Here is a 25,582-nt window from a genome sequence, read left to right on the forward strand (position 1 = left end):
GAGATGTGATCGGCGTCGCCGGGCGGACGAGCTCCGGTCCGCGACATCCGCCGGGAATCCAGGTCTCCGACGGGTGGTGCAACTTTGCTGGGGTGGAGCAACGCAAGGACGGAAGCCGTCCTCAAGCCCTATGCGACCTCTTCGGTCGCTCCCAGGCGCATGTCCAGATAGGCGCCGACGGAGGTCATCAGTTCCTCGACGCGACCATCGAAGAAGTGGTTTGCACCCTCGACTACTGCGTGCTCGAGCTTGACGCCTTTCTGGGTTTTGACCTTCTCGATGACGCTCACCACGTCCTTGACCGGTGCCACGCGGTCTTCCGACCCATGCACGAACAGGCCGGAGGACGGGCAGGGGGCGAGGAACGAGAAATCGTAGCGGTTGGCCATGGCGGCGATCGAGATGAAGCCTTCGATCTCGGGACGACGCATGAGAAGCTGCATGCCGATCCAGGCGCCAAACGATACGCCGGCGATCCAGCAGGCTCGCGCGTCCGGGTTCACGGCCTGCGCCCAATCGAGAGCCGCCGCCGCATCCGACAATTCGCCCTGGCCGTGATCGAACGCGCCCTGGCTCCGTCCGACGCCGCGGAAATTGAAGCGCAGGACGGAGAATCCCCGGTTCACAAAGTCATAATAGAGATTATAGACGATCTGGTTGTTCATCGTGCCGCCGAACTGCGGATGCGGATGCAGCACGATGGCAATCGGCGCTCCGCGCTGCTTCGCAGGCTGGTAGCGCCCCTCGAGACGGCCGGCGGGACCGGTGAAGACGACCTCAGGCATGAATGTAAACCTCTTGCTCCACCTCTCGACTGCGAGAGGGAAAGTCCGGTACGGCCTTGACTTGGCCCCGCGAACCTCGGTAAAGTTTTAGAACAATTCTAAACTGTTTTATTGTTTCACTCACGTGGCGACCTTCGGCGGCGTGAGCTCGTGAGAATGTGGTTGCGGTGCTTTAGCATGACAACCCAGGGCAATTGCAAGAATTTCATGAAAGCAGGCCAGTCGGTGGCAGAGCCTTTCGTGACGGCGGGGCTTCTCTGCGGAGGAGAAGCTCGAAAAGGTAGAGCACCGGATGACGGTTCAGACGCGCGCTTATCTTGATCACAATGCCACCTCGCCGATCCGGCCCGAGGTCGCAGCGGCGATGACGCGTGCGTTCGACCTTGTCGGCAATCCGTCCTCCGTCCACGCGGAGGGACGGGCCGCGCGCGCCGCCATCGAGAGCGCGCGCGATCAGGTTGCGCGGCTCGTCGGTGCCAAGTCCAAGAACGTGATCTTTACCAGCGGCGGCACCGAGGCCGCCAACATGGTCTTGAGCCCGTCCTTTCGCCGTCTCGGCGAACGTGGCTCCACGACGTTGCTTTTGGGCGCGACGGAACACCCGTGCGGCTTGAACGGTCACCGGTTTGCGCCAGCCGATGTGGAAATCGTGCCGGTGGATGCCCAGGGCATCGTTGATCTCACCTGGCTTGCCCCGCGGCTGAAGGAGCCGGGCGAGGGTCGGATCCTGGCTTCCATCCAGCTTGCCAACAACGAGACCGGAATCATCCAGCCGATCGCCGAGATCGCGCATCTTGTCCACGCCGAGGGCGGGCTCCTCCATGTGGACGCGGTGCAGGCGGCCGGGAAGCTCGCCATCGACATGGCGGCCCTTGGCGCTGACGCGGTGACGCTCTCCGCCCACAAGATCGGCGGGCCAAAGGGCGCCGGCGCCGTCATTCTCGCCTCGGACCAGTTCGAGATTGCCGACCGGCTCATTCGGGGCGGCGGACAGGAGCGCGGCCATCGGGCCGGTACGGAGAACGTCGCCGCGATCGCCGGTTTCGGCGAGGCGGCGGCCATTGCCGCCCGGTCGCTGGATGAAGAGGCCGGAAGGCTCAGGCTCTTGCGTGACGAGGCGGAGCGGGCGCTTCGCCGTCTTGCCCCGGATGCGGTCATCATCGCCGAGCAATCGTCAAGGTTGCCGAACACCTTCGCGTTTGCCATACCCGGCCTGAAGGCCGAAACGGCGTTGATCGCCTTCGACCTTCACGGGATATCCCTGTCGTCGGGCTCAGCCTGCTCGTCGGGCAAAGTCAGACGGTCGCATGTCCTTGCCGCCATGGGGGTCGATCCTGCCTTGGCGGATGGTGTCCTGCGCGTGAGTTTGGGGTGGACGTCCACAAAAGAGCACGTGGCCCGCTTTGCGGAAACGTGCGAAAGAGTGGTCGACACCCTATATAAGCGGAAGGCGAGCGCGGCCTGAGGTCACGCTTCGTATTTCCACGTCATCAACCCGCGGCCCTTGAAGCCGTGAGCGGTGGGAGAGACAGATGCCTGCTGTGCAGGAAACAATCGACCAGGTTCGCCTGATCGACGTTGATCAGTACAAATACGGTTTTGAAACCGATGTCGAAATGGAGAAGGCTCCCAAGGGCCTCTCCGAGGACGTGATCCGCTTCATCTCGGCCAAGAAGGGCGAGCCGGAATGGATGCTCGAATGGCGGCTCGGTGCCTATAAGCGTTGGCTCACCCTGAAGGAGCCGAACTGGGCGCGCGTGTCGTACGACAAGATCGACTACAACGACATGTACTACTACGCCGGGCCGAAAAACTTCCCGTCGCCGAAATCCCTCGATGAGGTCGATCCGGAGATTCTCAAGACCTACGAGAAACTCGGCATTCCTCTGCGCGAGCAGGAAATTCTGGCGGGCGTCGAGCCGAAGAACCGGGTCGCCGTCGATGCGGTGTTCGATTCGGTGTCGGTCGCGACGACCTTCAAGGCCGAGCTTGCGAAAGCCGGCGTGATCTTCATGCCGATTTCGGAAGCGATCCGCGAATATCCGGATCTGGTGCGCCAGTATCTCGGCACCGTCGTGCCGGTGACGGACAATTTCTTCGCGACGCTGAATTCGGCGGTCTTCACCGACGGCTCGTTCGTCTACATTCCGCCGGGCGTCCGCTGCCCGATGGAGCTGTCGACCTACTTCCGGATCAACGAGAAGAATACCGGCCAGTTCGAGCGCACGCTCATCATCGCCGACAAGGGCTCGTATGTGTCCTATCTCGAGGGTTGCACGGCCCCGATGCGCGACGAGAACCAGCTTCACGCGGCCGTGGTCGAGTTGATCGCGCTCGATGATGCCGAGATCAAATACTCGACCGTGCAGAACTGGTATCCGGGCGATTCCGAAGGCCGGGGCGGTATCTACAACTTCGTGACCAAGCGCGGCGATTGCCGCGGCAAGAACTCGATCATCACCTGGACCCAGGTGGAGACCGGTTCGGCGATCACGTGGAAATATCCGTCCTGCATTCTGCGGGGCGACGGTTCGCGCGGAGAGTTCTATTCCATCGCGGTCTCGAACGGCATGCAGCAGGTCGATTCCGGCACCAAGATGCTTCATCTTGGCAAGAACACCACCAGCCGCATCATCTCGAAGGGCATTGCCGCCGGTCGCTCGGAGAACACCTATCGCGGGCTCGTTTCAGCTCACCGCAAGGCATCGAACGCGCGCAACTTCACCAATTGCGACTCGCTTTTGATCGGCAACCAATGCGGCGCGCACACCGTGCCTTACATCGAGTCGAAGAACGCGACCGCGGTGTTCGAGCACGAGGCGACGACCTCGAAGATCTCCGAGGATCAGCTGTTCTACTGCCAGCAGCGCGGCCTTTCCGCCGAGGAAGCAACGGCGCTGATCGTCAACGGGTTCGTGAAGGATGTGCTCCAGCACCTGCCCATGGAATTCGCGGTCGAAGCGCAGAAGCTGATCTCGATCTCGCTCGAAGGCTCGGTCGGTTAACCCTTTTCACCTCCCCCATGTGGGGAGGTCGACGCCGCAGGCGGCGGGTGGGGTGCTGGCGCCAACATGAATCAAGTTTGGTGCCTCACACCCCCACCCTGACCCTCCCCACAAGGGGGAGGGAACGCGCCGGCGGCTTTCAACAAACGCTGAAACGGAAGTTTGTCATGCTCCAGATCAAAAACCTCGTCGTCCAGATTGAGGACAACCGCATTCTCAATGGGCTCAACCTCACCGTGAACAAGGGTGAGGTGGCGGCCATCATGGGGCCGAACGGCTCCGGCAAATCGACCCTGTCCTATGTCATCGCCGGCAAGGCCGATTATGAGGTTCTCGACGGCGAGATCCTGCTCGACGGCCAGAACATCCTCGAGATGGGACCGGATGAACGTGCGGCTGCCGGCCTGTTCCTGGCCTTCCAGTATCCGCTGGAAATTCCCGGCGTCGCCTCGATGACGTTCCTCAAGGCCGCCATCAACGCACAGCGCAAGGCGCGCGGCGAGATCGAGCTGACGACGCCGGATTTCATCAGGCGCGTGAATGCTGCGGCCACCAAGCTCGAAGTGCCGAAGGACATGCTCAAGCGCGGCCTCAATGTGGGCTTCTCGGGCGGTGAGAAGAAGCGCATGGAAATCCTGCAGATGGCGCTGCTCGAGCCGCGTTTCTGCATCCTCGACGAGACGGATTCGGGTCTCGACATCGATGCCCTGCGCATCGTGTCGGAAGGCGTGAATGCGCTGCGCTCGCCGGATCGCTCGTTCCTCGTCATCACCCACTATCAGCGCCTGTTGAACTACATCGTGCCGGACAGCGTGCATGTGATGTCGGCCGGCCGCATCGTGAAATCCGGCGGCAAGGAACTGGCGCTCGAACTCGAGGCCAACGGCTATGCGGATTACCGCGAAATCGAGGCCGCCTGACATGGCCCAGCTCACATTGATGAGAACGCCGACCGAGACCGCCTTGGTCCAGGCATTCGACGCCGCGAAGGCGACGCTTCCCGGAGACGTGGAATCGCGTGCGAAGGCGTTCGAGATCTTCAACCGCAACGGCTTGCCGCATCGCCGGGTCGAGGAGTTCAAATACACCGACCTGCGCGCCCTCATGCGCGAGATCGCGCCCTTCGCTGTCAAGCCCTCGGCTTCCGACGCCGCTGCGGCGCTGGCGAAAACGACGGCGTTCGCCGGCACCGAGGCGCTGGACGTTCCGTTCGTGAACGGTCACTTCGTGCGCGACGCGGTGAAGTTCGACGCGTTGCCCGAGGGGGTCGAGATCGTCCCGCTGGCGGAGGCGCTGGCCTCCGGCCATGAATGGCTTGCCCGCCTCAGCCCGGTGGCATGGGCGAAGGACAATCCGGTCTATCAGCTCAATTCATCCTTCATGGCCGATGGGGTGATGCTGCGGATCGTGGGTGCGGTCGAGACGCCCATTCACCTGCGTTTCATGACGGGCAGCGAGACGGCGGTCGCCACCGCTACGCGCATTCTCATTCTGGTCGAGGACGGCGCCTCCGTGACTTTGCTCGAATCCCATGAAGGCACGAACGGCGCGGCTCACCAGCCGAACGACGTCGTCGAGCTGATCGCCGGCGACCGGACGAACGTCCATCACGTGCGCCTCAACCGCGAGGGCGACCAAACGCTTGCCCTTTCGACCCTTGCCCTGAAGCTTGGTGGCGACGCCTATTTCAACAGCATCAACGTGGTAGCGGGCTCGTCGATTTCGCGTCATCAGGTCTTCGCCATGCTCAATGGCGAGAACTCCAAGGCGCAGATCAACGGCGTGTCGATGATCAAGGGCGGACAGCATGCGGATTCGACGTTGATCGTCGAGCATGCGGCGCCCCATTGCGAAAGCCGCGAGTTGTTCAAGACCGTGATCGACGGCGAGGCGACGGGCGTGTTCCAGGGCAAGATCATCGTGCCCCATCACGCCCAGAAGACCGACGGCCGCATGATGTCGGCCGCGCTGCTCCTGTCCGAGGGCGGCACCATGAACAACAAGCCCGAGCTGGAGATCTTCGCCGACGACGTGCAATGCGCCCACGGCGCGACCTGCGGTCAGCTCGACGACGATCTCCTGTTCTACCTGATGGCGCGCGGCCTGCCGCGCATGGAAGCCGAAAGGCTTCTGGTCCAGGCCTTTCTCGGTGAAGCGATCGAGTTCGTCGACAACGAGGCGGCGCGCGATGGGTTGATTGCGATCGCCGAGGATTGGTTAAAGGCCAGAGTGTGACGTGACCCGTCATGGCCGGACTTGATCCGGCCACCCATGTCTTTACGACGGTGGGAAACTAGGCGCGGGTGCCCGGGACAAGCCCGGGCATGACGGCGAAAAGGATTTGTCGATGAACGCACCGATTGTGGCCCCCTACGACGTCGAGGCGATCCGGGCTCAGTTTCCGATCCTGTCGCAGCAGGTCTATGGCAAGCCGCTGGTTTATCTCGACAATGCGGCATCGGCGCAGAAGCCGCGGGCGGTCATCGATGCCATGACGAACATCATGGAGACCGGATATTCGAACGTCCATCGCGGCCTGCATTTCATGGCCAACGCGGCAACCGAATCCTTCGAGCGCGCGCGAGAGACGGTGCGGGAATTCCTCAACGCCGACTCCATCGACGAAATCGTGTTCACCAAATCCGCGACCGAGGCCTACAACCTCGTGGCCGATTCCTTCGGCCGCATGGCGATCGGGGAGGGTGACGAGATCATCCTGTCGATCATGGAACACCATTCCAACATCGTGCCGTGGCACTTCCTGCGCGAACGAAAAGGCGCGGTCATCAAATGGGCGCCGGTCGACGACGAGGGCAATTTCCTCATCGACGAGTTCGAGAAGCTGATCACGCCGCGCACCAAGATCGTCGCCATCACCCACATGTCGAATGTGCTGGGCACCGTCACGCCCATGAAGGACATCATCCGTATCGCTCACGCGCATGGGGTGCCGGTGCTGGTCGATGGCGCGCAGGGTGCGGTGCATCTCGATGTGGATGTGCGCGATCTCGATGCGGATTTCTACGTGTTCACCGGCCACAAGGTCTATGGCCCGACCGGCATCGGCGTTCTTTACGGCAAGAAGGAATTGCTTGCGCAGATGCCGCCCTATCAGGGCGGCGGCGAGATGATCCGCGAGGTGCGCACCGACGCCATCACCTATAACGAGCCGCCGCACCGCTTCGAGGCGGGAACGCCGGCGATCATCGAGGCGGTCGGCCTCGATGCGGCGCTTCGCTTCATGATGGAGCTCGGCCGCGACAAGATTCGCGCTCATGAGACGGCGTTGTCGGATTATGCCCATGAGCGCCTCGGGGCCATGAACTCCATCCGCATTTTCGGGCGCGCCAAGGGCAAGGGCGCTATTCTGGCTTTCGAGATGGCCGGAGCGCATGCCCATGACGTCGCCACGATCATCGACCGGCAGGGCGTCGCCGTTCGCGCCGGCACCCATTGCGCCATGCCGCTGCTCGAACGGTTCGGCGTGACCGCCACCTGCCGCGCTTCATTTGGCCTCTACAACACGAAGGCGGAAGTCGATAAACTGGCGGATGCCCTGCAAAAGGCCGAGGCCCTGTTCTCGTGAGGATTGACCTGTGAACGACCAGACACCCATCGAGACCGCGCCGAACGCGCCCCAGCTATCGCAGACCTCGGCGATTCCGCCCGAGGAGCTCGACCGCATGACGGATGACATCATCGCGGCCCTCAAGACGGTCTATGACCCGGAAATCCCATCCGACATCTATGAACTCGGGCTCATCTACCGCGTCGATATCGACGATGACCGCAACGTCGCCATCGACATGACGCTGACGGCACCCGGCTGTCCGGTTGCGGGCGAGATGCCGGGCTGGGTGGAAAACGCCGTGGCCGCCGTGCAAGGCGTGCAGAGCGTGAAGGTCGCGATGGTTTTCGATCCGCCGTGGGACCAGAGCCGCATGTCCGACGAAGCCCGCGTCGCCCTCGATATGTGGTAGCGCTACCGGCGCGGGCCGATCCGGCGTCCTGGATCAGGCCTCGAGCGGTTCCGCATCCGGCGGTGCGTCCTTGCGGGGCGCATCATCGCCTCCCTCCGGCAGCACGAGCGCACGCGCGTTCTTCACCATTGCGCGGGCAATCTCCTGCTCGCCCATGATCACCGCCGTGGCGCCGTATTTCGTCAGATGCTCCTGTTCGGCATCGGAATGCGCGCGGACGATGATCGGCAGGGCCGGGCTGATTTTTCGCGCCTGCTCGACCACCTGACCGCTCTCGAACGAGTCCGGGATCGCCACCAGCAGACAGCGCGCCGCGCCGATATTCGCCGCAGCTGCGACATCCGGATCGGCCGCATTGCCGATGATCGGCTCAACGCCATCTGCTTTGAGCTGAACAAGCTTGTCCTCGTTGGCCTCGATGACCGTGAAGGGAATGTTGCGGGCCTGAAGCTTCGCGCTGATGAACTTGCCAACCCGGCCATAGCCCACCAGCACCACGTGGTTGGTGAGCGTCGTCCTCTCGAGGGTGGGCGTCGGCTCCGGCACCATCGGTTCCAGCGTATCGAGGGCCGCAGCCTTCCGCGCCTCCGTGCGTGCCGTCCATCGATCGAGCGCTGCAAAAATGAACGGGTTGCAGATGATGGAGAGAATCGCGCCGGCGAGAATCAGGTCGCGGCCGCGCTCGGGCAACATCTGCAGGTCCACACCTAATCCGGCAAGGATGAAGGAGAATTCGCCGATCTGCGCCAAACTTGCGGCAATCGTCAGCGCCGTCGCGTTGCCGTGACCGAAGAGGCGCACGATCCCGAAGGCCGCCAGGGACTTGCCGATGACGATGATGAGAAACGTCGCCAGGACAGGCCCGAAATCGTTGATGAGAATCATCGGGTCGAACAGCATCCCGACGGAGACAAAGAACAGCACCGCGAAGGCATCGCGCAAAGGGAGCGTCTCCGAGGCGGCGCGCTGGCTCAGCTCGGATTCGCTCAGGATCATGCCGGCAAAGAACGCGCCGAGCGCAAACGAGACGCCGAACAGTTCGGCGGCTCCGTAGGCGATGCCGAGAGCGATGGCGAGCACCGAAAGCCGGAACAGTTCGCGCGATCCCGTGTGGGCTACGAAGTGCAACAGCCAGGGAATGAGCCGGCGTCCTCCGACCAGCATGATCGCCACGAAAGCGCCGACCTTGCCGAGGGTGATTGCAAGCGATTCCAGGAGCAGCCAGGGATCGGCATTGGTCTCGTTCAGCGCGGTGGCGATGGCCGGAAGCAGGACCAGCGTGAGGACCATCGCCAGGTCCTCGACGATGAGCCAGCCGACCGCGATATGGCCGCGTTCGGTCTCAATGAGACGCCGCTCCTGCATGGCGCGCAGGAGCACGACCGTACTGGCAACCGAGAGGGCGAGCCCGAAGACGATGCCGCCGCCGATCGACCATCCCATAAGCCACGCCAGGCCCATGCCCATGAGCGTGGCGCTGGCGATCTGCACGACCGCGCCGGGAATTGCGATCGCCTTCACGGCGAGCAGGTCCTTCAACGAAAAGTGAAGACCGACGCCGAACATCAGCAGGATCACGCCGATTTCAGCCAACTGGTTCGCGAGACCTTGATCTGCCACGTAGCCGGGCGTGAAAGGCCCTACCAGCACCCCTGCGACGAGGTATCCGACGAGAGGGGAGATCCGAAGCCGATGCGCCAGAGCGCCGAAAGCAAATGCCATCACCAAGCCGACAACGATGGTCGAAATCAGCGGGGTATGATGCGGCATCTGCTCTCCTTTTCGGTTGATTGTTCCGGTTCGTTAGATTGGAAAAGGACCCGAATCGTCAACCCAAACCGGCCGTCCTGTGGGAAAAATCTCGACGTTTCGGGTTTGACCTCCTATCTGTACGACATATCCCTCGTTCTGCCCGGGCCTTGAACCCGGCCGTCAGGAGAGACTTTCATGGCACTACCCGGATTCAAGGTCATCACCTTGACCGACGCGGCGGCAAACCGCGTCAAGGACATCATCGGCAAGGCGGATCGGCCCATCGTGGGCGTGCGTGTCGGCGTCAAGAACGGCGGCTGCGCGGGCATGTCCTACACCATGGAATATGCCGAGACGGCCACACCGCTGGATGAGGTGGTCGAGGACAAGGGCGTGACCGTGCTGGTCGACCCCAAGGCCGTGCTGTTCCTTTTGGGGACCGAGATGGACTTCGAAACCTCCAAGATGGCGTCGCAATTCGTGTTCAGAAATCCGAACCAGACCTCGGCCTGCGGCTGCGGCGAATCGGTCGCGATTACTCCCGCCGTGCCCGAAATGCTCCAGTCTGCCCATTAGGCACGCAGATGCAGTCTGAAAGCCGCTGCTCGCATTTTGGCGCCAGGCTCTAGCCGATGGATGCTGAGGCGATCCGCGAGATCTTTCGAGAGACGGGGGATATCCGTGTCCGCAAGATGTTCGGCGGGCAGGGCGTCTATCGTGACAACCTGATGTTCGCGCTCGAGGCGGGCGGCGAGCTTTACCTGAAGGTCGATTCCGAGACCCTCGATCGGTTTCGCGATCTCGGCTCCCGGCCATTCACCTATCAAGGGCGTGACGGCAAGCCCAGGTCGATGAGCTATTGGCTGATGCCCGAAGGGGCTCTCGACGACCCGGAAGAAGCCGCGCGTTTCGCGGCCCTGGCGATCGCGGCTGCCCGGCGGGCGCACGCGAAGAAGCCGGCGCGAGACCGTACAGCACGCGGCTGATTGATCGCGCCCGCGGCGAGCGCGCGGCGCTTGCTTACTCGGGCTTGGTTTTCTTTGGAGCAGTGGGTCGCATCAGGAAGGCGGGGACGTGCTCGCCCAATCCAAAAACCGGTGCGTCGGAATCCTGCTCTTGACGGCGGGGTCTATCGTCCGACGAACGGGCCGGCTGACGATCGCGTCCGCGAGGAGGCCTTGCTGGCGAGCGATCCTCAGGGGCGGGGCGCGGCTCCCGGGCACCTTCATCATTGGCGGGTGGCCTGGCTTCGCGAGCGACTTTGTCCTCGCGCGGCTTGCGCGGAGCACGTGCGGGCCGTTCCTGCCGCGGAGCCGCCTCTTCGGCCGCCTCCGGACGCTCGCCGGCAGCCTCACGATCACTGCCGCCCCGGCGGCCGCCGCGGGGACGATCGCTTCCCCCGGTGCGCACACGACGCTTCGAAGGACGCTCGGATGATGTGGAGGCCGGACGCTCCGCAAGCGTCGGACCCTGCCATTCGACCGCCTGGGCGGTCAGCTTCTCGATAGCCGTAAGGGACTTCTCGTCGCCTGGCCCGACCAGCGTAAAGGCAGCGCCCGCCCGTCCGGCGCGACCGGTGCGACCGATGCGATGGACGTAGTCTTCGGCGTGGTGGGGAATATCGTAGTTGAAGACGTGGCTGACCGCCGGAATGTCGAGCCCGCGCGCCGCCACGTCGCTTGCCACCAGCAGAGGCACCTCGCCGCTTCTGAAAGCGTCGAGGGCCGCCATCCGCGAGCGCTGATCCATGTCGCCATGGAGCGCCGCCACGTTGAAACCATGCTTCAGCAGCGAGCGGTGAACGACGACCACGTCGCGCTTGCGGTTACAGAACACGAGCGCGTTCTGCAGATCGACCGCGCCGTTGATCAACTCACGCAGCGTCTCGCGCTTCTCGAAATCCTCGCGACCGGTGGCGACCAGGCGTTGGGTGATGGTCGCGGCGGTGGATGCGGCGCGCGCCACCTCGACCTTTACGGGAGTGTGCAGGAATGCGTCGGCAAGACGCTGGATTTCCGGCGGCATCGTCGCCGAGAAGAACAATGTCTGGCGGGTGAACGGCACCATCTTCACGATACGTTCGATATCCGGGATGAAGCCCATGTCGAGCATCCGGTCGGCTTCGTCGATCACCAGCAGTTCAACGCCGCTCAGGAGCAGCTTGCCGCGCTCGATATGATCGAGCAATCGGCCCGGCGTCGCGATAAGCACGTCGACGCCGCGCGCGATCTTGGCATCCTGGTCGCCGAACGAGACGCCGCCGATGAGCAGGGCCACGTTGAGCTTGTGATTGATGCCGTATTTGTCGAAGTTTTCCTGCACCTGCGCAGCGAGTTCGCGCGTCGGTTCGAGGATCAGCGTGCGCGGCATGCGCGCCCGGGCCCGGCCGCTCTCGAGCCGGGTCAGCATCGGCAGCACGAAGGCGGCGGTCTTGCCGGTTCCGGTCTGGGCGATGCCGAGGACGTCGCGGCGGGCAAGCACATGCGGAATGGCCTGCGCCTGGATCGGCGTCGGCTCCGTGTAGCCGGAGGCCGCGACAGCCTGGAGAACTTTCTCGCTGAGTCCGAGTTCGGCGAAAGACATGAGGAGTATAACCGTTGGGGTCTGGAGGCGCTTTCGGTCCCGACCGCACGAGGCGGCAACAAACCGGCGCAAAACGAGTTTTACCTGAGGTATCCGCCCAAGCAAAGGTGTGGCCGGACCATAGGACAAGCTAGTCGCTTGTCAATCCAAGGGAAAACTCTTGATGGCGGCGACCCTCCTTTTGATTCCGGGACTCGGCAATACCGGACGGCTGTTTCAACACCAGATCGCGACCTTCTCGCCGCTCATGACGGTCATGATGGCCGACCACACCCCGGATGATTCGATGGAGGCGATCGCCCGTCGCGCTCTGGCCGATGCGCCGGAGCGCTTCGCCCTCGCCGGCCTGTCCATGGGCGGCTACATCGCCATGGAAATCCTGCGTCAGGCTCCCGAACGGGTGGAGAGGCTGGCCCTGCTCGATACCAGTGCCCGGCCTGATACCGAGGAGGCGAAGCGGAACCGGGAGCGGCTCATCGGCCTCGCCGAGGCCGCCCGCTGGGACGAGATCCTCGCCGAGCTCTGGCCCAAGCTGGTTCATCCGCGTCGGGAGGGCGACGAGGGATTGAAGGGAGAGGTCGGTTCCCAGCTTCGCGAAACCGGCACGGCAGGTTACGTCCGCCAGCAGCGGGCCATCATGGGGCGGCGCGATTCGCGCGAGCTCCTGCCGGGGATCGAGATTCCAACCCTCATCGTGGTGGGCGACGGCGATGCGATCACGCCGCCGGAGATCGCGCGGGAGATGGCGGAGATGATCGAATGGTCCTCGCTGATCGTGATCCGCGGATCGGGCCATCTCTCCGCGCTCGAGGAGCCCGAGCAGGTCACTTCGGCCATGCGCCTGTGGCTCGACAGATCCTAGACTCTCATTACGAGACAATGTTGCAGAAATGTTACAGAAAATTGCGCTGCGGTGAAGTAATAACGTTGCTGGACTTCTCGCAACAGGACGAATCACAATGAAAAAAATCCTTCTCTCCACGGTCGCCTTCGTCGGGCTGACGGTATCCGCTGCCGCGGCTGACCTCCCGTCGCGCGCGGCTCCTGCCATGATGGCCCCGGTTCCGGTCTTCACCTGGACGGGCTTCTATGTCGGCGTGAACGCCGGCTACGGCTGGAACGCAAACGACAACAACGACTTGGTCGATCCGATCACGGGGATCGCCATCGGCGGCGGCGGCGATGACGGCGGCTTCGTCGGCGGCGCGCAGCTCGGCTACAACTATCAGATGGGCATGTTCGTGCTCGGTGCCGAGACTGACATTCAGTATGCCGATCTCGGCAACCGGATCCGCTTCGAAGGGCTTGGCGTCATCGATAACGGCTCGGACAATGAATTCTTCGGCACCACCCGCCTTCGCGCCGGTGTGGCGTTCGATCGGTTCCTTGCCTACGCCACCGGCGGTGTCGCCTATGCGGATTCGAACTTCGGCTGGACGGTCGGCGCGGGCGTGGAATACGCCTTCACCAACAACCTGACCGCCAAGGTCGAAGGTCTCTACGTCAACCTCGACGGCGACGACGATCGTAACTTCGGCATTGCCTTCGCGGGCAACAACAACAATGAGTTCGGCGTGGTTCGCGCCGGCCTGAACTACAAGTTCAGCAGCTACTAAGACCTTCGCTTCGGCGAATGAAGGCCCGGTGGAGACGCCGGGCCTTTTCCGTTTGCGGTTCGGCAGCTCTCGACCGGACGTCCCGCGCACAAAAAAGCCGGAGCCGCGAGGGCTCCGGCAGAAGTGTCGCGCGCGAGCGCGAGCGCGAGAAGAATTCCCGATCAGCAGGAATAATACATCGTGAACTCGACCGGATGCGGGGTCATCTCGAAGCGGGCGACTTCCGTCATCTTCAGTTCGATGAAGCTGTCGATGAAGTCGTCGCTGAAGACGCCGCCCGCCTTGAGGAAGGCGCGGTCCTTGTCGAGGCTGACCAGAGCTTCCCGGAGCGAGCCGCAGACGGTCGGGATCTTCTTCAACTCGCGCGGGGGCAGGTCGTAGAGATCCTTGTCCATGGCAGCGCCCGGATCGATCTTGTTCACGATACCGTCGAGGCCGGCCATCAGCAGGGCGGCGAAGCAGAGATACGGGTTGGCTGTCGGATCCGGGAAGCGGATTTCGACGCGCTTTGCCTTCGGCGAGGTGGTCCACGGAATACGGCAGGATGCGGAGCGGTTGCGGGCCGAATAGGCCAGCAGCACCGGCGCTTCATAACCCGGGACGAGACGCTTGTAGGAGTTCGTCGACGGGTTGGTAAAGGCGTTCAGCGCCTTCGCGTGCTTGATGATGCCGCCGATGTACCACAGGCATTCCTGGCTGAGATCCGCGTATTTGTTGCCGGCGAAGACCGGCTTGCCGCCCTTCCAGATCGACTGGTGCACGTGCATGCCCGAGCCGTTATCGCCATAGACCGGCTTCGGCATGAACGTTGCCGACTTGCCGTAGGACTGGGCGACGTTGTGGATGCAGTATTTGTAGATCTGCATCTGGTCGCCCATGTGGGTGAGGGTGTCGAACTTCACGCCGAGCTCGTGCTGGGCGGATGCCACTTCGTGATGGTGCTTCTCCACCTTCACGCCCATGGCCGCCATGGCCGCCAGCATCTCGCCGCGCATGTCCTGTGCCGAATCGAGCGGCGGCACCGGGAAGTAGCCACCCTTCATCGGAATGCGGTGGCCGAGATTTCCGCCCTCGTAATCCTTGTCGCCGTTGGTCGGCAACTCGGATGAATCGAGCTTGAAGCCGGTATTGTAGGGATCGGCCATGAACTTCACGTCGTCGAACACGAAGAACTCGGCTTCCGGGCCCACATACACCGTGTCGCCGATGCCGGTGGACTTGAGATAAGCCTCGGCTTTCTTGGCGATGCCGCGCGGATCGCGGGCATAGGGTTCGCCGGTGGCCGGCTCGAGGATGTCGCAGACGATCGAGAGGGTCGATGCGGAGAAGAAGGGGTCGAACTGCGCCGTCGTCGGATCGGGCATGAGCGTCATGTCGGATTCGTTGATCGCCTTCCAGCCTGCGATCGACGAACCATCGAACATCACGCCGTCGGCGAACGCTTCCTCGTCGACGATCGAAACGTCGAAGGTCACGTGCTGCCACTTGCCCCGCGGGTCGGTAAAACGGAAATCGACATACTTGATGTCATTGTCCTTGATCGCCTTCAGCACATCCTTGGCGGTCTGCATGATCGTGTAGTCCCTTCTGCCCTAGAGAAATTATACCCGGCGGAACGCCGTGGTTTGAGGAGGCAAGGTCAGATCGCGTCGGATCCGGTCTCGCCAGTTCTGATGCGGACGGCCTCTTCGACCGATGACACGAAAATCTTGCCGTCGCCGATGCGGCCGGTCTGTGCCGCCTTTCGAATGACCTCGATGGCGCTCTCGACCAGGTCGTCGGCCAGCACGATTTCGAGCTTCACCTTCGGCAGGAAGTCGACCACGTATTCGGCCCCGCGATAAAGCTCCGTGTGGCCCTTCTGACGGCCAAATCCCTTCGCCTCGATCACCGTGATGCCCTGCAGGCCGACCTCCTGAAGGGCTTCTTTGACTTCATCGAGCTTGAAGGGCTTGATGATGGCTTCGATCTTTTTCATTCGATAACCGCTTTGTTTCGAGGATTTGCCGCTTTTAGCACCAGAAAACGCGTGCTTCCACGGAGTCCTGTTTGCGAATGGACGAGTCTTGCCGCCTTGTGCGGCATGTCGTGGCTAAAGTTTGTGCACTTGCGAGTTTAGAGGTCGATAGGGTGCTTTTCTGCGCAAGAATGATCCGATGAACGCGCCAGAGCTGCTTTTGACGCCACGGGAGATGAGAAAGGCCGATGCTTCGGTCATTCGATCCGGCACGCCTGGGGTGACCCTGATGCAAAATGCCGGAGCCGCCGTTGCGGACGCGGCGCGCGAGATGGTGTCGCCCGGCGCCCGAATCGTGGTTCTGGCCGGGCCGGGACAGAACGGCGGCGACGGGATCGTGGCGGCGACCCGGTTGCGGGAGCAGGGCTATCGCGTCTCGCTCGGGCTCCTGGGCAAACGCGAGGCGTTTTCCGGCGATGCTGCCCTCGTGGCGCGGGAATGGCCGAGCGACGTGGTGGCCGTGGATGGCGCGAACCTCGCACCGGCCGAGCTGGTGATCGATGCGCTCTTCGGCGGCGGGTTGTCGCGCGAGATCGAAGGCGCCGCGCGAGCCGCCATCGACAGAATCAATATGTCGGGCGGGCCGGTTCTGGCCGTCGATCTTCCGTCGGGCATCGATGGCGAGACCGGGGCGGTGAGAGGGATTGCAGTGCGGGCTGCGCGCACGGTGACGTTCGCGGCGCGCAAACCCGGTCATTATCTCCTGCCGGGTCGCACGTTTTGCGGCGACGTGACCGTGGCCGATATCGGAGTTGGTTCAAGTGACCTCCAGGCGTCGGGGGGAAGGACCTACGTCAATGCACCCGCGCTCTGGCGCGAGGCGATCCCGCGCCCCGGTCCTTCCTCCCATAAATACGAAAGGGGCCATGTGCTGGTCGCCTCCGGCGGCGCGACCCGGACCGGTGCAGCGCGACTGGCAGCGCGCGCGGCGCTGAGAATCGGCGCCGGCGTCGTGACCGTTGCGTCCCCACCGGAGGCGCTTGGGGTCAATGCGGCCCAACTGACCGCCATCATGCTGCGCGGTTGCGACGGACCCGAAGGGCTTCACGCAATTCTGGCGGACGAGAGGCTGAACGCCTTGGTCGTCGGGCCGGCGCTCGGTGTGACCGCGGTCACACGCGCGATGGTGGCGGTTGCCGCACAGGCACGGCGCAGGCTCGTTCTCGACGCCGACGCCCTCACGTCGTTCGAGGGTCTGGCCTCCGAACTCCACCAGGGTTTCCGTTCGGCCCCCACGGTGATCACGCCGCATGACGGCGAGTTCACGCGCTTGTTCAAGGGACACCCGGATATCCTTGATCCGTCATCGAAAGTCGAGCGGGCGCGCAGGGCCGCGGCGTATCTTAGCGCTGTTGCGGTGCTCAAAGGCGCCGACACGGTCATCGCGGCGCCGGACGGGCGGGCGGCGATCAACGCCAACGGCACGCCCTATCTCGGAACCGCAGGATCCGGCGACGTTCTGTGCGGAATCATCGCCGGTTTGATGGCGCAGCATCTTCCGGCCTTCGAGGCCGCCGCCGCCGCGGTTTGGATCCATGCGGAAGCCGGAGCCGCGTTCGGAGCTGGCCTCATCTCCGAGGACCTGCCGGAGCTCATTCCGGAGGTTCTTCAAGGGCTTCTCGGAGCATGATGCCGAAAAGTGTGTCGCGGTTTTCGGACGACATCATGCTCCAACTAATCATGCTCCAACTAATCGCGATCTAGCTGACCTCGATCCACGTCCAGAGGCCCGCATCGAAGCGCTCCATGACCGTCGACGCCAGAAGCCACTTGCCGGGATTGTCGGCCACAAAGGCGATCCGCGCGGTGCGGCGTTCCGGCACCTGCAGGGTGTCGAGAAAATAGGGCTCCCAGCCGTCATCGAGGCCATGGAGCAGCCGGAAGACATGGCCGTGGAGGTGCATGGGCTGAACAAGATCCGTCTGGTTGTCGATCGCCAGCACGACCGGCGCCCCGCGCCTGACCTTGAGAACCGGCACCTTCACGTCGCCCGCCATCCCATTGATGGTCCACGCAGATTTCGCGCCATCTGCGCCAGCCTTGATGACGAGGTTCTTGCGGGCGGCATTCTGCAGCTTGATCGTCTCGGGGAGTTTCTTGTTGGGCGGAATCGGCTCGATTTGCGGGCGTTCCGGACTTTTCTCGCCGACGGCCAGCAATTCCACCAGCGGCATTCCATCCCCGATCACGGCCGTGACGGCGCCGGTTGCCCCGGCTTCATCCGGTACGTCGACGATCACATCGTACCGGGTGCCGGGCGCGAACGGCAGGGAGGAGCGCAAGGGCTCGAAGGTGTCCGTCGGCTGGCCGTCGATCGCCACCACGTAGGGTTTCAACCGGTCGAAGCGCAGGCGCATGATCCGGGCATTGCAGGCATTGGCGAGGCGCAGGCGCACGCGGCTTCCCGGGCGCGCCTCGATCCTCAGCGGGATCGCCTTGCCGTTGACGCTGAGCCAGTTGCCGAGCCGCCCAACCGCATCGGGCGCGAAGGGCGAGAGTGAGCCATCCTCCTCCAACCGCCAATCGTCGACGAGGATCGCCTCGTCGCGATCGACCGGCGGCGGGTTCTGCTCCTCCACGATCAACAGGCCGGACAGGCCGCGTTCGAGGGGCTCCGCACTCCCGCCGATCACGCAGGGGCGGATCAGATAAGTACCGGCATCCGGCGGGGTGAGGCGATAATCGAACTGACCGCCGGGCAGAATCGGAGCCTGCGTCAACCCTCCGACTCCATCCGCCGCATTGGGGTCGCGAACGCCGTGGAGATGAAGCGAAAGGGGCAGGGCGGTTTCATTCTTGAGGGCTAGTCTCACCTCCTGCCCGTGCTTGATCCGCAAGGCAGGTGCAAGCTTCCCGCCGAGTGTCCAGATATCCGCATCTCTCGACGCATTTGGTCGAAGGCGCATGGGAGATGGCGCGGCTCTCAGTTCGGGCGTGATGCCGTTCCCCTTGAGACCGTCCACAGGCTGCGCCCGGACCTGCAATGGAGGGCTCGCGAAGGCCGCTGCTAGGCCGGCGGTTGCAGTGCGTCGGGTGATCATGAGGACAGGGACCTTCAGCAAAGCAAGATAAGCCTCAGGCCTACAGCCTGAACCAGCAGCGGCCAAGTGCCGCCCATCCCAGGCCGCTCCATTCCGCCGAGTGAAGCCCCTCCCTAGAGTACACGAAGTTTTTTGGTGCACCGGTTGAAGAGCGTGGTATAGAGCGCGCGTCCCGGACGAGGGGCGCGTGTCGCGCCGCCTCCCGCGCGGGCGTGGCGGAATTGGTAGACGCACTGGTTTTAGGTACCAGCGGCGAAAGTCGTGGGGGTTCGAGTCCCTCCGCCCGCACCAATCCCGTCAGGGTTGGTTTCCGGATGGGCCCGCCGGCCCGGTCGCATGCGGCTTGCCGCGTCGATCGAGGCCCGGGCCGCAGATTTTTTGCAAGAGTGAAGGCGGTTAGAACCATGCAGGTGACGGAAACTCTGTCCCAAGGCTTGAAGCGGGAATTCAAGGTCGTGCTCCCGGCAACGGAGTTGGAGAAGCGGCTCAACGATGAGCTGGCGACTCTCAAGGACCGGGTGAAGATCAACGGGTTCCGCCCAGGCAAGGTGCCGGTCGGGCACCTGCGCCGGGTTTATGGCCGCTCGGTCATGGGCGACGTCGTGCAGAACGCCGTCAACGAGGCCAACCGCAAGATCATCGAGGACAACAGCCTCAAGCTCGCTTTCGAGCCGCAGGTCCAGTTCCCCGAGAACAAGGACGAGATCGAAAAGGCCATGGACGCCAAGGGCGATCTGGCCTTCACGGTGGCGCTCGAGGTCCTGCCGGTGTTCGAGCTGGTCGATCTCAAGGATGTGACCGTCAACAAGCCGGTGGTCGAGGTCGCCGAGACGGAAGTCACCGAATCGCTCGAGCGCATGGCCAAGCAGAATCGCGCCTTCGAGCCCAAGAAGGGCAAGGCCGCCGACGGCGATCGCGTCGTGGTTGATTTCGTCGGCCGAATCGACGGTACGGAATTCGAGGGCGGCACCGGCCAGGATATCCGGGTCGAGCTCGGTTCGAACACCTTCATCCCGGGCTTCGAAGAGCAGCTCGTCGGCGTCAAGGCGGGCGACGCCAAGCTGGTGAAGGTCTCGTTCCCCGAGAACTACCTTGCGCCGCACCTCGCCGGCAAGGCTGCCGAATTCGACGTCACCGTCAAGGACGTCGAGGCGCCGGGCGAACTGGTGATCGACGACGAGCTCGCCAAGGGCTTCGGCATGGAATCGCTCGACAAGCTGAAGGAAGCCATCCGTGGCGCCGTGCAGCGCGATTTCGACGCACAGTCCCGCCGCAAGGTGAAGAAGGAGCTGCTCGACGCGCTCGATGCCAAATACAGCTTCGAGCTGCCCCCGAGCCTCGTTGAGCAGGAATTCACAGCCGTCTGGGCCCAGGTCGAGGGCGACATGAAGTCCAACAACCGCACCTTTGCGGATGAGGACACCACAGAGGAAGAGGCTCGCGCCGAGTACCGCAAGATCGCAGAGCGTCGTGTACGGCTCGGCTTGGTCCTTGCGCAGATCGGTGAGAAGTCCGATATCAAGATTTCCGACGACGAGGTCACGCAGGCTCTCGTCGAACGGGTCCGCCAGTATCCGGGTCAGGAAAAGCAGGTGTGGGACTTCTACCGGAAGAACCCGCAGGCGCTTGCCGAAATCCGGGCACCCTTGTTCGAGGAAAAGGTGGTCGACCAGATCCTGACGCAGGTGAAGGTGGTCGACGAGACCGTGTCCAAGGAAGCTCTGTTCAGCGACGAGGACGGTGAGGAGGAAGGCTCCAAGCCGGCATCGAAGACGGGCAAGGCCAAGGGCGGCAAGAAAGCCAGCAAGAGCGAGTAGCGCTGATTTCAGCGTCTCGCAGCTTGCATCAACCTGACGGCCGCGCCATTGCGCGGTCGGATTTTGGAGCAGTGAGACGATGAGAGATCCGGTCGCCCTCTACGCAAACACGCTTGTCCCCATGGTGGTCGAGCAGTCGAACCGCGGCGAACGCGCGTTCGACATCTATTCGCGCCTGCTGCGGGAGCGGATTATCTTCCTTACCGGACCGGTTGAAGATTACACGGCCTCGCTGATCGTGGCACAGCTTCTGTTCCTCGAGGCCGACAACCCCAAGAAGGAAATCTCCTTCTATATCAATTCCCCGGGCGGCGTCGTGACGTCCGGATTGTCGATCTACGACACGATGCAGTTCATCCGCTGCCCGGTTTCCACGCTCTGCGTCGGCCAGGCCGCCTCGATGGGATCGCTGCTCCTGTGCGCAGGCGAGGCCGGACAGCGCTTCGCGCTGCCGAATGCCCGAATCATGGTCCACCAGCCCTCGGGCGGCTATCAGGGCCAGGTGACCGACATCATGATTCACGCCCGCGAGAGCGAGGCTTTGAAGCGCCGGCTCAATGAAATCTACGTGAAGCACACCGGTCGGGACATTGGGGCAGTCGAGCAGGCGCTCGAGCGCGACAACTTCATGACCGCCGAGGCCGCACAGGAATTTGGTATTATCGATCAGGTCCTTACCAAGCGTCCCGAGTCTGCGAATCCACCGGTCTGAATGACGAAAACCGGGGGGCCATAAGCTCAACGGTGCGTCTTTTTAGCGTCCTGCCCCCTTCCTATTGCTCACGGCTGTGTTGCGTGTTTGCATGAGGATTCGGGAAGCCGGGGATTTGAGAGCCTGCTATTTTGGCGTCGGAACCTTTCCTTAGTTCCGACGCGCCTAAACTTAAAGGGAGTGGGGGGACGGCACGTGCCGGACCTGCTCCGGTTGGAGAAGTGATAATGACCAAAGCTGGCGGCAGTGATTCCAAGAGCACGCTCTACTGCTCCTTTTGCGGCAAGAGCCAGCACGAGGTTCGCAAACTGATCGCCGGCCCGACGGTTTTCATCTGTGATGAGTGCGTCGAGCTGTGCATGGACATCATTCGCGAGGAGTCGAAATCCTCGCTCGTGAAATCGCGCGATGGCGTCCCGACCCCCAAAGAGATCAGCCACGTTCTCGACGATTACGTGATCGGCCAGGAGCACGCCAAGAAGGTGCTGTCGGTCGCGGTTCACAACCATTACAAGCGCCTCGCCCATGCGACGAAGCACAATGACGTGGAACTGGCGAAGTCAAACATCCTGCTGATCGGCCCGACCGGTTCCGGCAAGACGCTGCTGGCGCAGACCCTGGCGCGCATCCTCGATGTGCCGTTCACGATGGCCGACGCCACGACGCTCACCGAGGCGGGCTATGTGGGCGAGGACGTGGAGAATATCATCCTGAAGCTGCTTCAGGCTTCCGATTACAACGTGGAGCGGGCCCAGCGCGGCATCGTCTATATCGACGAAATCGACAAGATTTCGCGCAAATCCGACAATCCCTCGATCACCCGCGATGTCTCGGGCGAGGGCGTGCAGCAGGCCCTGCTGAAGATCATGGAAGGCACGGTCGCCTCCGTGCCGCCCCAGGGCGGGCGCAAGCATCCCCAGCAGGAATTCCTGCAGGTCGATACCACCAACATCCTGTTCATCTGCGGTGGTGCCTTCTCGGGCCTCGAGCGCATCATCTCGAGCCGCGGCAAGGGCACGTCGATCGGTTTCGGCGCCTCCGTCGAGGCTCCGGACGATCGCCGCACTGGCGAGATCTTCCGCGCCGTCGAGCCCGAGGATCTGTTGAAATTCGGTCTGATTCCGGAATTCGTCGGCCGCCTGCCGGTTCTAGCGACCCTCGAGGATCTTGACGAAGACGCCCTGAAAAAGATCCTGCAGGAGCCCAAGAACGCGCTCGTGAAGCAGTATCAGCGGCTCTTCGAGATGGAAAACGTGAGCCTGACCTTCCAGGACGAGGCCCTCTCGATGATCGCCCGCAAGGCGATCGATCGCAAAACCGGCGCCCGCGGCCTTCGCTCGATCATGGAGGGCATCCTGCTCGAGACCATGTACGATCTGCCCGGTCTCGACTCCGTCGAGCAGGTCGTGATCGGCCCCGAAGTCATCGAAGGAAAGGCCAAGCCCCTCTTCATTCATGGCGATCGCGGCGAGCCTGCCGCAAGCGTCAGCGCCTGATCGGTTTCGAGGATTCAGTACGATAACGGCTCGGCGGTCGCAGTTCTTGAAACATTGTGCCTGCCTCGCCACATCAACTACCGCACGGCCGCTGTCAGCTCATCTTCGGAGGGATGGCGCCGGGTACCGGAAGCAGCGAATATCATTGCTTGAGCGTTCCGGTTATTCGTCCTCAGGCGCGCTCATGTGAGGCGCTTCGCGGACGCTGTCGAAAGGATGTCGTTTCATGACACAAGCAAAGCCACGTCAGCCCGTTGTCCCGGGCTCGACCGGAACCTACGCGGTTCTGCCTCTGCGCGACATCGTCGTCTTCCCGCATATGATCGTGCCGCTGTTCGTCGGCCGCGAGAAGTCGATCCGCGCGCTTGAGGAAGTGGTCAAGGGGGACCGTCACATTCTTCTGGCAACCCAGATCGATGCGACGGACGACGATCCGGCCACGGATGCCATTTACAAGGTCGGAACGCTCGCCAGCGTGTTGCAGCTTCTGAAACTCCCGGACGGCACCGTGAAGGTGCTGGTCGAGGGTGCAAGCCGCGCGCAGGTGAAGAACTACACCCGGACCGATGAATTCTACGAGGCGGAGGCGGAGGCGCTTCCCGACGCTCTCGGCGACCAGATCGAAGCCGAGGCCCTGGCCCGTTCGGTGGTTTCCGAGTTCGAAAACTACGTCAAGCTGAACAAGAAGGTTTCGCCCGAGGTGGTGTCCGCCGTGACCCAGCTCGACGATCCGGCGAAGCTTGCCGACACCATCGCCTCTCATCTGGCGATCAAGATCGCCGACAAGCAGGCGATCCTCGAAATCCCGACCGTTGCCGAACGCCTGGAGAAGGTTCTCGGCCTGATGGAGAGCGAAATCTCCGTCCTGCAGGTCGAGAAGCGGATCAGGACCCGCGTGAAGCGTCAGATGGAGAAGACGCAGCGCGAGTACTATCTCAACGAGCAGATGAAGGCGATCCAGAAGGAACTCGGCGACGACGAGGGTCGCGACGAGTTGGCCGAGCTCGAGGATAAGATCGAGAAGACGAAGCTCACGAAGGAAGCCCGTGAAAAAGCCCAGAACGAGCTGAAGAAGCTGCGGCAGATGTCGCCCATGTCGGCGGAAGCCACCGTGGTGCGCAACTATCTCGACTGGATCCTGAGCATCCCGTGGAACAAGCGTTCCAAGATGAAAAAGGACCTGACGGCCGCCCAGAACCTGCTCGATGCCGACCATTACGGTCTCGACAAGGTGAAAGAGCGCATCGTCGAGTATCTCGCCGTGCAGCAGCGTGCCAACAAGCTCACCGGCCCGATCCTCTGCCTCGTCGGCCCTCCGGGCGTCGGCAAGACCTCGCTTGGCAAGTCGATCGCCAAGGCGACCGGTCGCGAGTTCGTGCGCATGTCGCTTGGCGGCGTGCGTGACGAATCCGAGATCCGCGGTCACCGGCGGACCTATATCGGCTCGATGCCCGGCAAGATCATCCAGTCGATGCGCAAAGCCAAGACGTCCAACCCGTTGATCCTGCTCGACGAGATCGACAAGATGGGCATGGATTTCCGCGGCGATCCGTCGGCCGCCTTGCTCGAGGTTCTCGATCCTGAGCAGAACAAGGCATTCAACGACCATTATCTGGAGGTCGATTACGACCTGTCCAACGTGATGTTCGTGACGACGGCCAACACGCTGAACATCCCGCCGCCGCTTCTCGACCGCATGGAGGTCATCCGAATCGCGGGTTACACCGAGGAAGAGAAGGCGGAGATTGCGCGCACCCACCTGATCCCGTCGGCCACCAAGAAGCATGGTCTGGCGGCATCGGAATGGTCCATCGACGACGAAGGGCTGCTCATGCTGATCCGGCGCTACACCCGCGAGGCGGGCGTGCGCAATCTCGAGCGTGAGATCGCCAACCTCAACCGGAAGGCCGTGAAGGAGATCCTTATCTCCAAGGTCAAGACGGTCGCGGTGACGGCGGAAAACCTGCCCGACTATCTCGGCCCGCCGCGCTTCCGCTATGGCGAAGTCGAGACGGAGGACATGGTGGGCGCGGTGACGGGCCTGGCGTGGACGGAGGTCGGCGGCGAGCTTTTGACCATCGAAGGCATCATGATGCCGGGCAAGGGCAAGATGACCGTCACCGGCAACCTGCGCGACGTCATGAAGGAATCGATTTCGGCGGCGGCATCCTATGTCCGCTCGCGCGCTCTCGATTTCGGCGTCGAGCCGCCGATGTTCGATCGTCGTGACATCCACGTGCACGTGCCGGAAGGCGCGACACCCAAGGATGGTCCTTCGGCCGGTATCGCCATGGGCACCGCCATCGTCTCGGTCATCACGGGCATTCCGGTTCGCCGGGACATCGCGATGACGGGCGAGGTGACGCTGCGGGGACGCGTGCTGCCGATCGGCGGTCTGAAGGAAAAGCTCCTCGCTGCCCTGCGGGGCGGCATCAAGAAGGTGCTGATTCCCGAGGACAACGCCAAGGATCTGGTGGACATCCCGGCCAGCGTGAAGAACGGCCTCGAAATCGTGCCGGTCTCGCGCATGGACCAGGTCCTCCAGCATGCCCTCGTGCGGATGCCGGAGCCGATCGAATGGGATGAGCCGGCACCGCTCAAGACACCGGCTCCCGCCGCCACGGAGGATGATTCCTCAGGCGTGATCGCCCATTAAGAATTGACGCTTCGTCATTTCTGAACAGGCCCCCGAATCGTCGATTCGGGGGCTTTTTTTCCGCCAAAACCTCGAAAAACCACCCGTTCCCGCCGCCCCGGGGTTGCGCCGGGTGGGCGTTT

General features: G+C 62.9%; 21 protein-coding genes and 1 tRNA gene. 16 read left to right on the forward strand and 6 right to left on the reverse strand.

Going from position 1 to position 25,582, the window contains the following annotated elements:
• Nucleotides 1-128 precede the first annotated feature (128 nt).
• Nucleotides 129-785 carry an alpha/beta hydrolase gene (locus tag FEZ63_RS01230; RefSeq protein ID WP_150941817.1) on the reverse strand — a complete coding sequence of 219 codons (657 nt, stop codon included), beginning with the start codon at nt 783-785 and terminating at the stop codon, nt 129-131.
• A gap of 292 nt (nt 786-1,077) precedes the next feature.
• On the opposite strand from FEZ63_RS01230, the gene FEZ63_RS01235 reads away from it, so the two are divergent.
• From FEZ63_RS01235 to FEZ63_RS01260, 6 genes are all read left to right on the forward strand, one after another.
• On the forward strand, nt 1,078-2,250 hold the full coding sequence (locus tag FEZ63_RS01235; RefSeq protein ID WP_150941818.1) for a cysteine desulfurase family protein: 1,173 nt from the start codon (nt 1,078-1,080) through the stop codon (nt 2,248-2,250).
• A gap of 67 nt (nt 2,251-2,317) precedes the next feature.
• On the forward strand, nt 2,318-3,790 hold the full coding sequence (gene sufB, locus FEZ63_RS01240; RefSeq protein WP_150941819.1) for a Fe-S cluster assembly protein SufB: 1,473 nt from the start codon (nt 2,318-2,320) through the stop codon (nt 3,788-3,790).
• Nucleotides 3,791-3,957: 167 nt separating this feature from the next.
• Entirely contained in the window at nt 3,958-4,710 is a 753-nt protein-coding gene (gene sufC, locus FEZ63_RS01245; protein ID WP_150941820.1) for a Fe-S cluster assembly ATPase SufC, read from the forward strand.
• 1 nt (nt 4,711) lies between these two features.
• A complete protein-coding gene (sufD, locus tag FEZ63_RS01250; protein WP_150941821.1) occupies nt 4,712-6,025 on the forward strand; it encodes a Fe-S cluster assembly protein SufD in 1,314 nt (437 codons plus the stop codon).
• 112 nt (nt 6,026-6,137) lie between these two features.
• Nucleotides 6,138-7,376, forward strand: a complete 1,239-nt coding sequence (locus tag FEZ63_RS01255) for a cysteine desulfurase (protein WP_150941822.1) — start codon at nt 6,138-6,140, stop codon at nt 7,374-7,376.
• A 97-nt stretch (nt 7,377-7,473) separates the two neighbouring features.
• Nucleotides 7,474-7,770, forward strand: coding sequence for an SUF system Fe-S cluster assembly protein (locus FEZ63_RS01260; RefSeq protein ID WP_244622591.1), 297 nt, complete (start codon nt 7,474-7,476; stop codon nt 7,768-7,770).
• A 33-nt stretch (nt 7,771-7,803) separates the two neighbouring features.
• Here the strand turns inward: FEZ63_RS01260 and ybaL are convergent, their stop codons facing one another.
• Complete coding sequence (gene ybaL / locus FEZ63_RS01265) at nt 7,804-9,540, reverse strand: YbaL family putative K(+) efflux transporter (protein ID WP_150941823.1); 1,737 nt, start codon at nt 9,538-9,540, stop codon at nt 7,804-7,806.
• A 177-nt stretch (nt 9,541-9,717) separates the two neighbouring features.
• Here ybaL and FEZ63_RS01270 point away from each other — a divergent pair, with 177 nt between their 5' ends.
• Nucleotides 9,718-10,098 (forward strand): HesB/IscA family protein, encoded by a 381-nt coding sequence (locus tag FEZ63_RS01270; RefSeq protein WP_150941824.1) that lies wholly within the window; start codon nt 9,718-9,720, stop codon nt 10,096-10,098.
• A gap of 56 nt (nt 10,099-10,154) precedes the next feature.
• Nucleotides 10,155-10,508 (forward strand): TfoX/Sxy family protein, encoded by a 354-nt coding sequence (locus FEZ63_RS01275; protein ID WP_150941825.1) that lies wholly within the window; start codon nt 10,155-10,157, stop codon nt 10,506-10,508.
• Between the two features lie 34 nt (nt 10,509-10,542).
• Here FEZ63_RS01275 and FEZ63_RS01280 read toward each other — a convergent pair whose 3' ends face one another.
• Nucleotides 10,543-12,105 carry a DEAD/DEAH box helicase gene (locus FEZ63_RS01280; RefSeq protein ID WP_150941826.1) on the reverse strand — a complete coding sequence of 521 codons (1,563 nt, stop codon included), beginning with the start codon at nt 12,103-12,105 and terminating at the stop codon, nt 10,543-10,545.
• 163 nt (nt 12,106-12,268) lie between these two features.
• On the opposite strand from FEZ63_RS01280, the gene FEZ63_RS01285 reads away from it, so the two are divergent.
• Nucleotides 12,269-12,967 carry an alpha/beta fold hydrolase gene (locus FEZ63_RS01285; RefSeq protein WP_150941827.1) on the forward strand — a complete coding sequence of 233 codons (699 nt, stop codon included), beginning with the start codon at nt 12,269-12,271 and terminating at the stop codon, nt 12,965-12,967.
• 97 nt (nt 12,968-13,064) lie between these two features.
• On the forward strand, nt 13,065-13,721 hold the full coding sequence (locus tag FEZ63_RS01290) for an outer membrane protein (RefSeq protein WP_150941828.1): 657 nt from the start codon (nt 13,065-13,067) through the stop codon (nt 13,719-13,721).
• A gap of 161 nt (nt 13,722-13,882) precedes the next feature.
• Here the strand turns inward: FEZ63_RS01290 and glnA are convergent, their stop codons facing one another.
• Together glnA and FEZ63_RS01300 are read right to left on the reverse strand one after the other, a co-directional pair.
• A complete protein-coding gene (gene glnA, locus FEZ63_RS01295; protein ID WP_150941829.1) occupies nt 13,883-15,292 on the reverse strand; it encodes a type I glutamate--ammonia ligase in 1,410 nt (469 codons plus the stop codon).
• Between the two features lie 68 nt (nt 15,293-15,360).
• Nucleotides 15,361-15,699 (reverse strand): P-II family nitrogen regulator, encoded by a 339-nt coding sequence (locus tag FEZ63_RS01300; protein WP_150941830.1) that lies wholly within the window; start codon nt 15,697-15,699, stop codon nt 15,361-15,363.
• Between the two features lie 178 nt (nt 15,700-15,877).
• Between FEZ63_RS01300 and FEZ63_RS01305 the strand changes: the two genes are divergently transcribed.
• The gene (locus tag FEZ63_RS01305) at nt 15,878-17,368 is read left to right on the forward strand and encodes an NAD(P)H-hydrate dehydratase (RefSeq protein ID WP_150941831.1); all 1,491 of its coding nucleotides are present in this window, start codon (nt 15,878-15,880) and stop codon (nt 17,366-17,368) included.
• Between the two features lie 70 nt (nt 17,369-17,438).
• On the opposite strand, the gene FEZ63_RS01310 is transcribed toward FEZ63_RS01305, so the two are convergent.
• Entirely contained in the window at nt 17,439-18,779 is a 1,341-nt protein-coding gene (locus tag FEZ63_RS01310; protein WP_150941832.1) for a multicopper oxidase family protein, read from the reverse strand.
• Nucleotides 18,780-18,985: 206 nt separating this feature from the next.
• Between FEZ63_RS01310 and FEZ63_RS01315 the strand changes: the two genes are divergently transcribed.
• The 5 genes from FEZ63_RS01315 to lon all read left to right on the forward strand — a co-directional run bounded on the left by FEZ63_RS01315 (nt 18,986) and on the right by lon (nt 25,460).
• A tRNA-Leu gene (locus tag FEZ63_RS01315) sits at nt 18,986-19,070 on the forward strand.
• Nucleotides 19,071-19,183: 113 nt separating this feature from the next.
• The gene (gene tig / locus FEZ63_RS01320; protein ID WP_150941833.1) at nt 19,184-20,596 is read left to right on the forward strand and encodes a trigger factor; all 1,413 of its coding nucleotides are present in this window, start codon (nt 19,184-19,186) and stop codon (nt 20,594-20,596) included.
• Between the two features lie 79 nt (nt 20,597-20,675).
• Nucleotides 20,676-21,308, forward strand: coding sequence for an ATP-dependent Clp protease proteolytic subunit (locus tag FEZ63_RS01325; protein ID WP_150941834.1), 633 nt, complete (start codon nt 20,676-20,678; stop codon nt 21,306-21,308).
• Between the two features lie 227 nt (nt 21,309-21,535).
• Nucleotides 21,536-22,804 (forward strand): ATP-dependent Clp protease ATP-binding subunit ClpX, encoded by a 1,269-nt coding sequence (clpX, locus tag FEZ63_RS01330; protein ID WP_150941835.1) that lies wholly within the window; start codon nt 21,536-21,538, stop codon nt 22,802-22,804.
• 226 nt (nt 22,805-23,030) lie between these two features.
• Nucleotides 23,031-25,460, forward strand: a complete 2,430-nt coding sequence (gene lon / locus FEZ63_RS01335) for an endopeptidase La (protein WP_150941836.1) — start codon at nt 23,031-23,033, stop codon at nt 25,458-25,460.
• Nucleotides 25,461-25,582 lie beyond the last annotated feature (122 nt).

The sequence above is a fragment of the Microvirga brassicacearum genome, assembly GCF_008757455.1.
Classification (GTDB): Bacteria; Pseudomonadota; Alphaproteobacteria; order Rhizobiales; family Beijerinckiaceae; genus Microvirga; species Microvirga brassicacearum.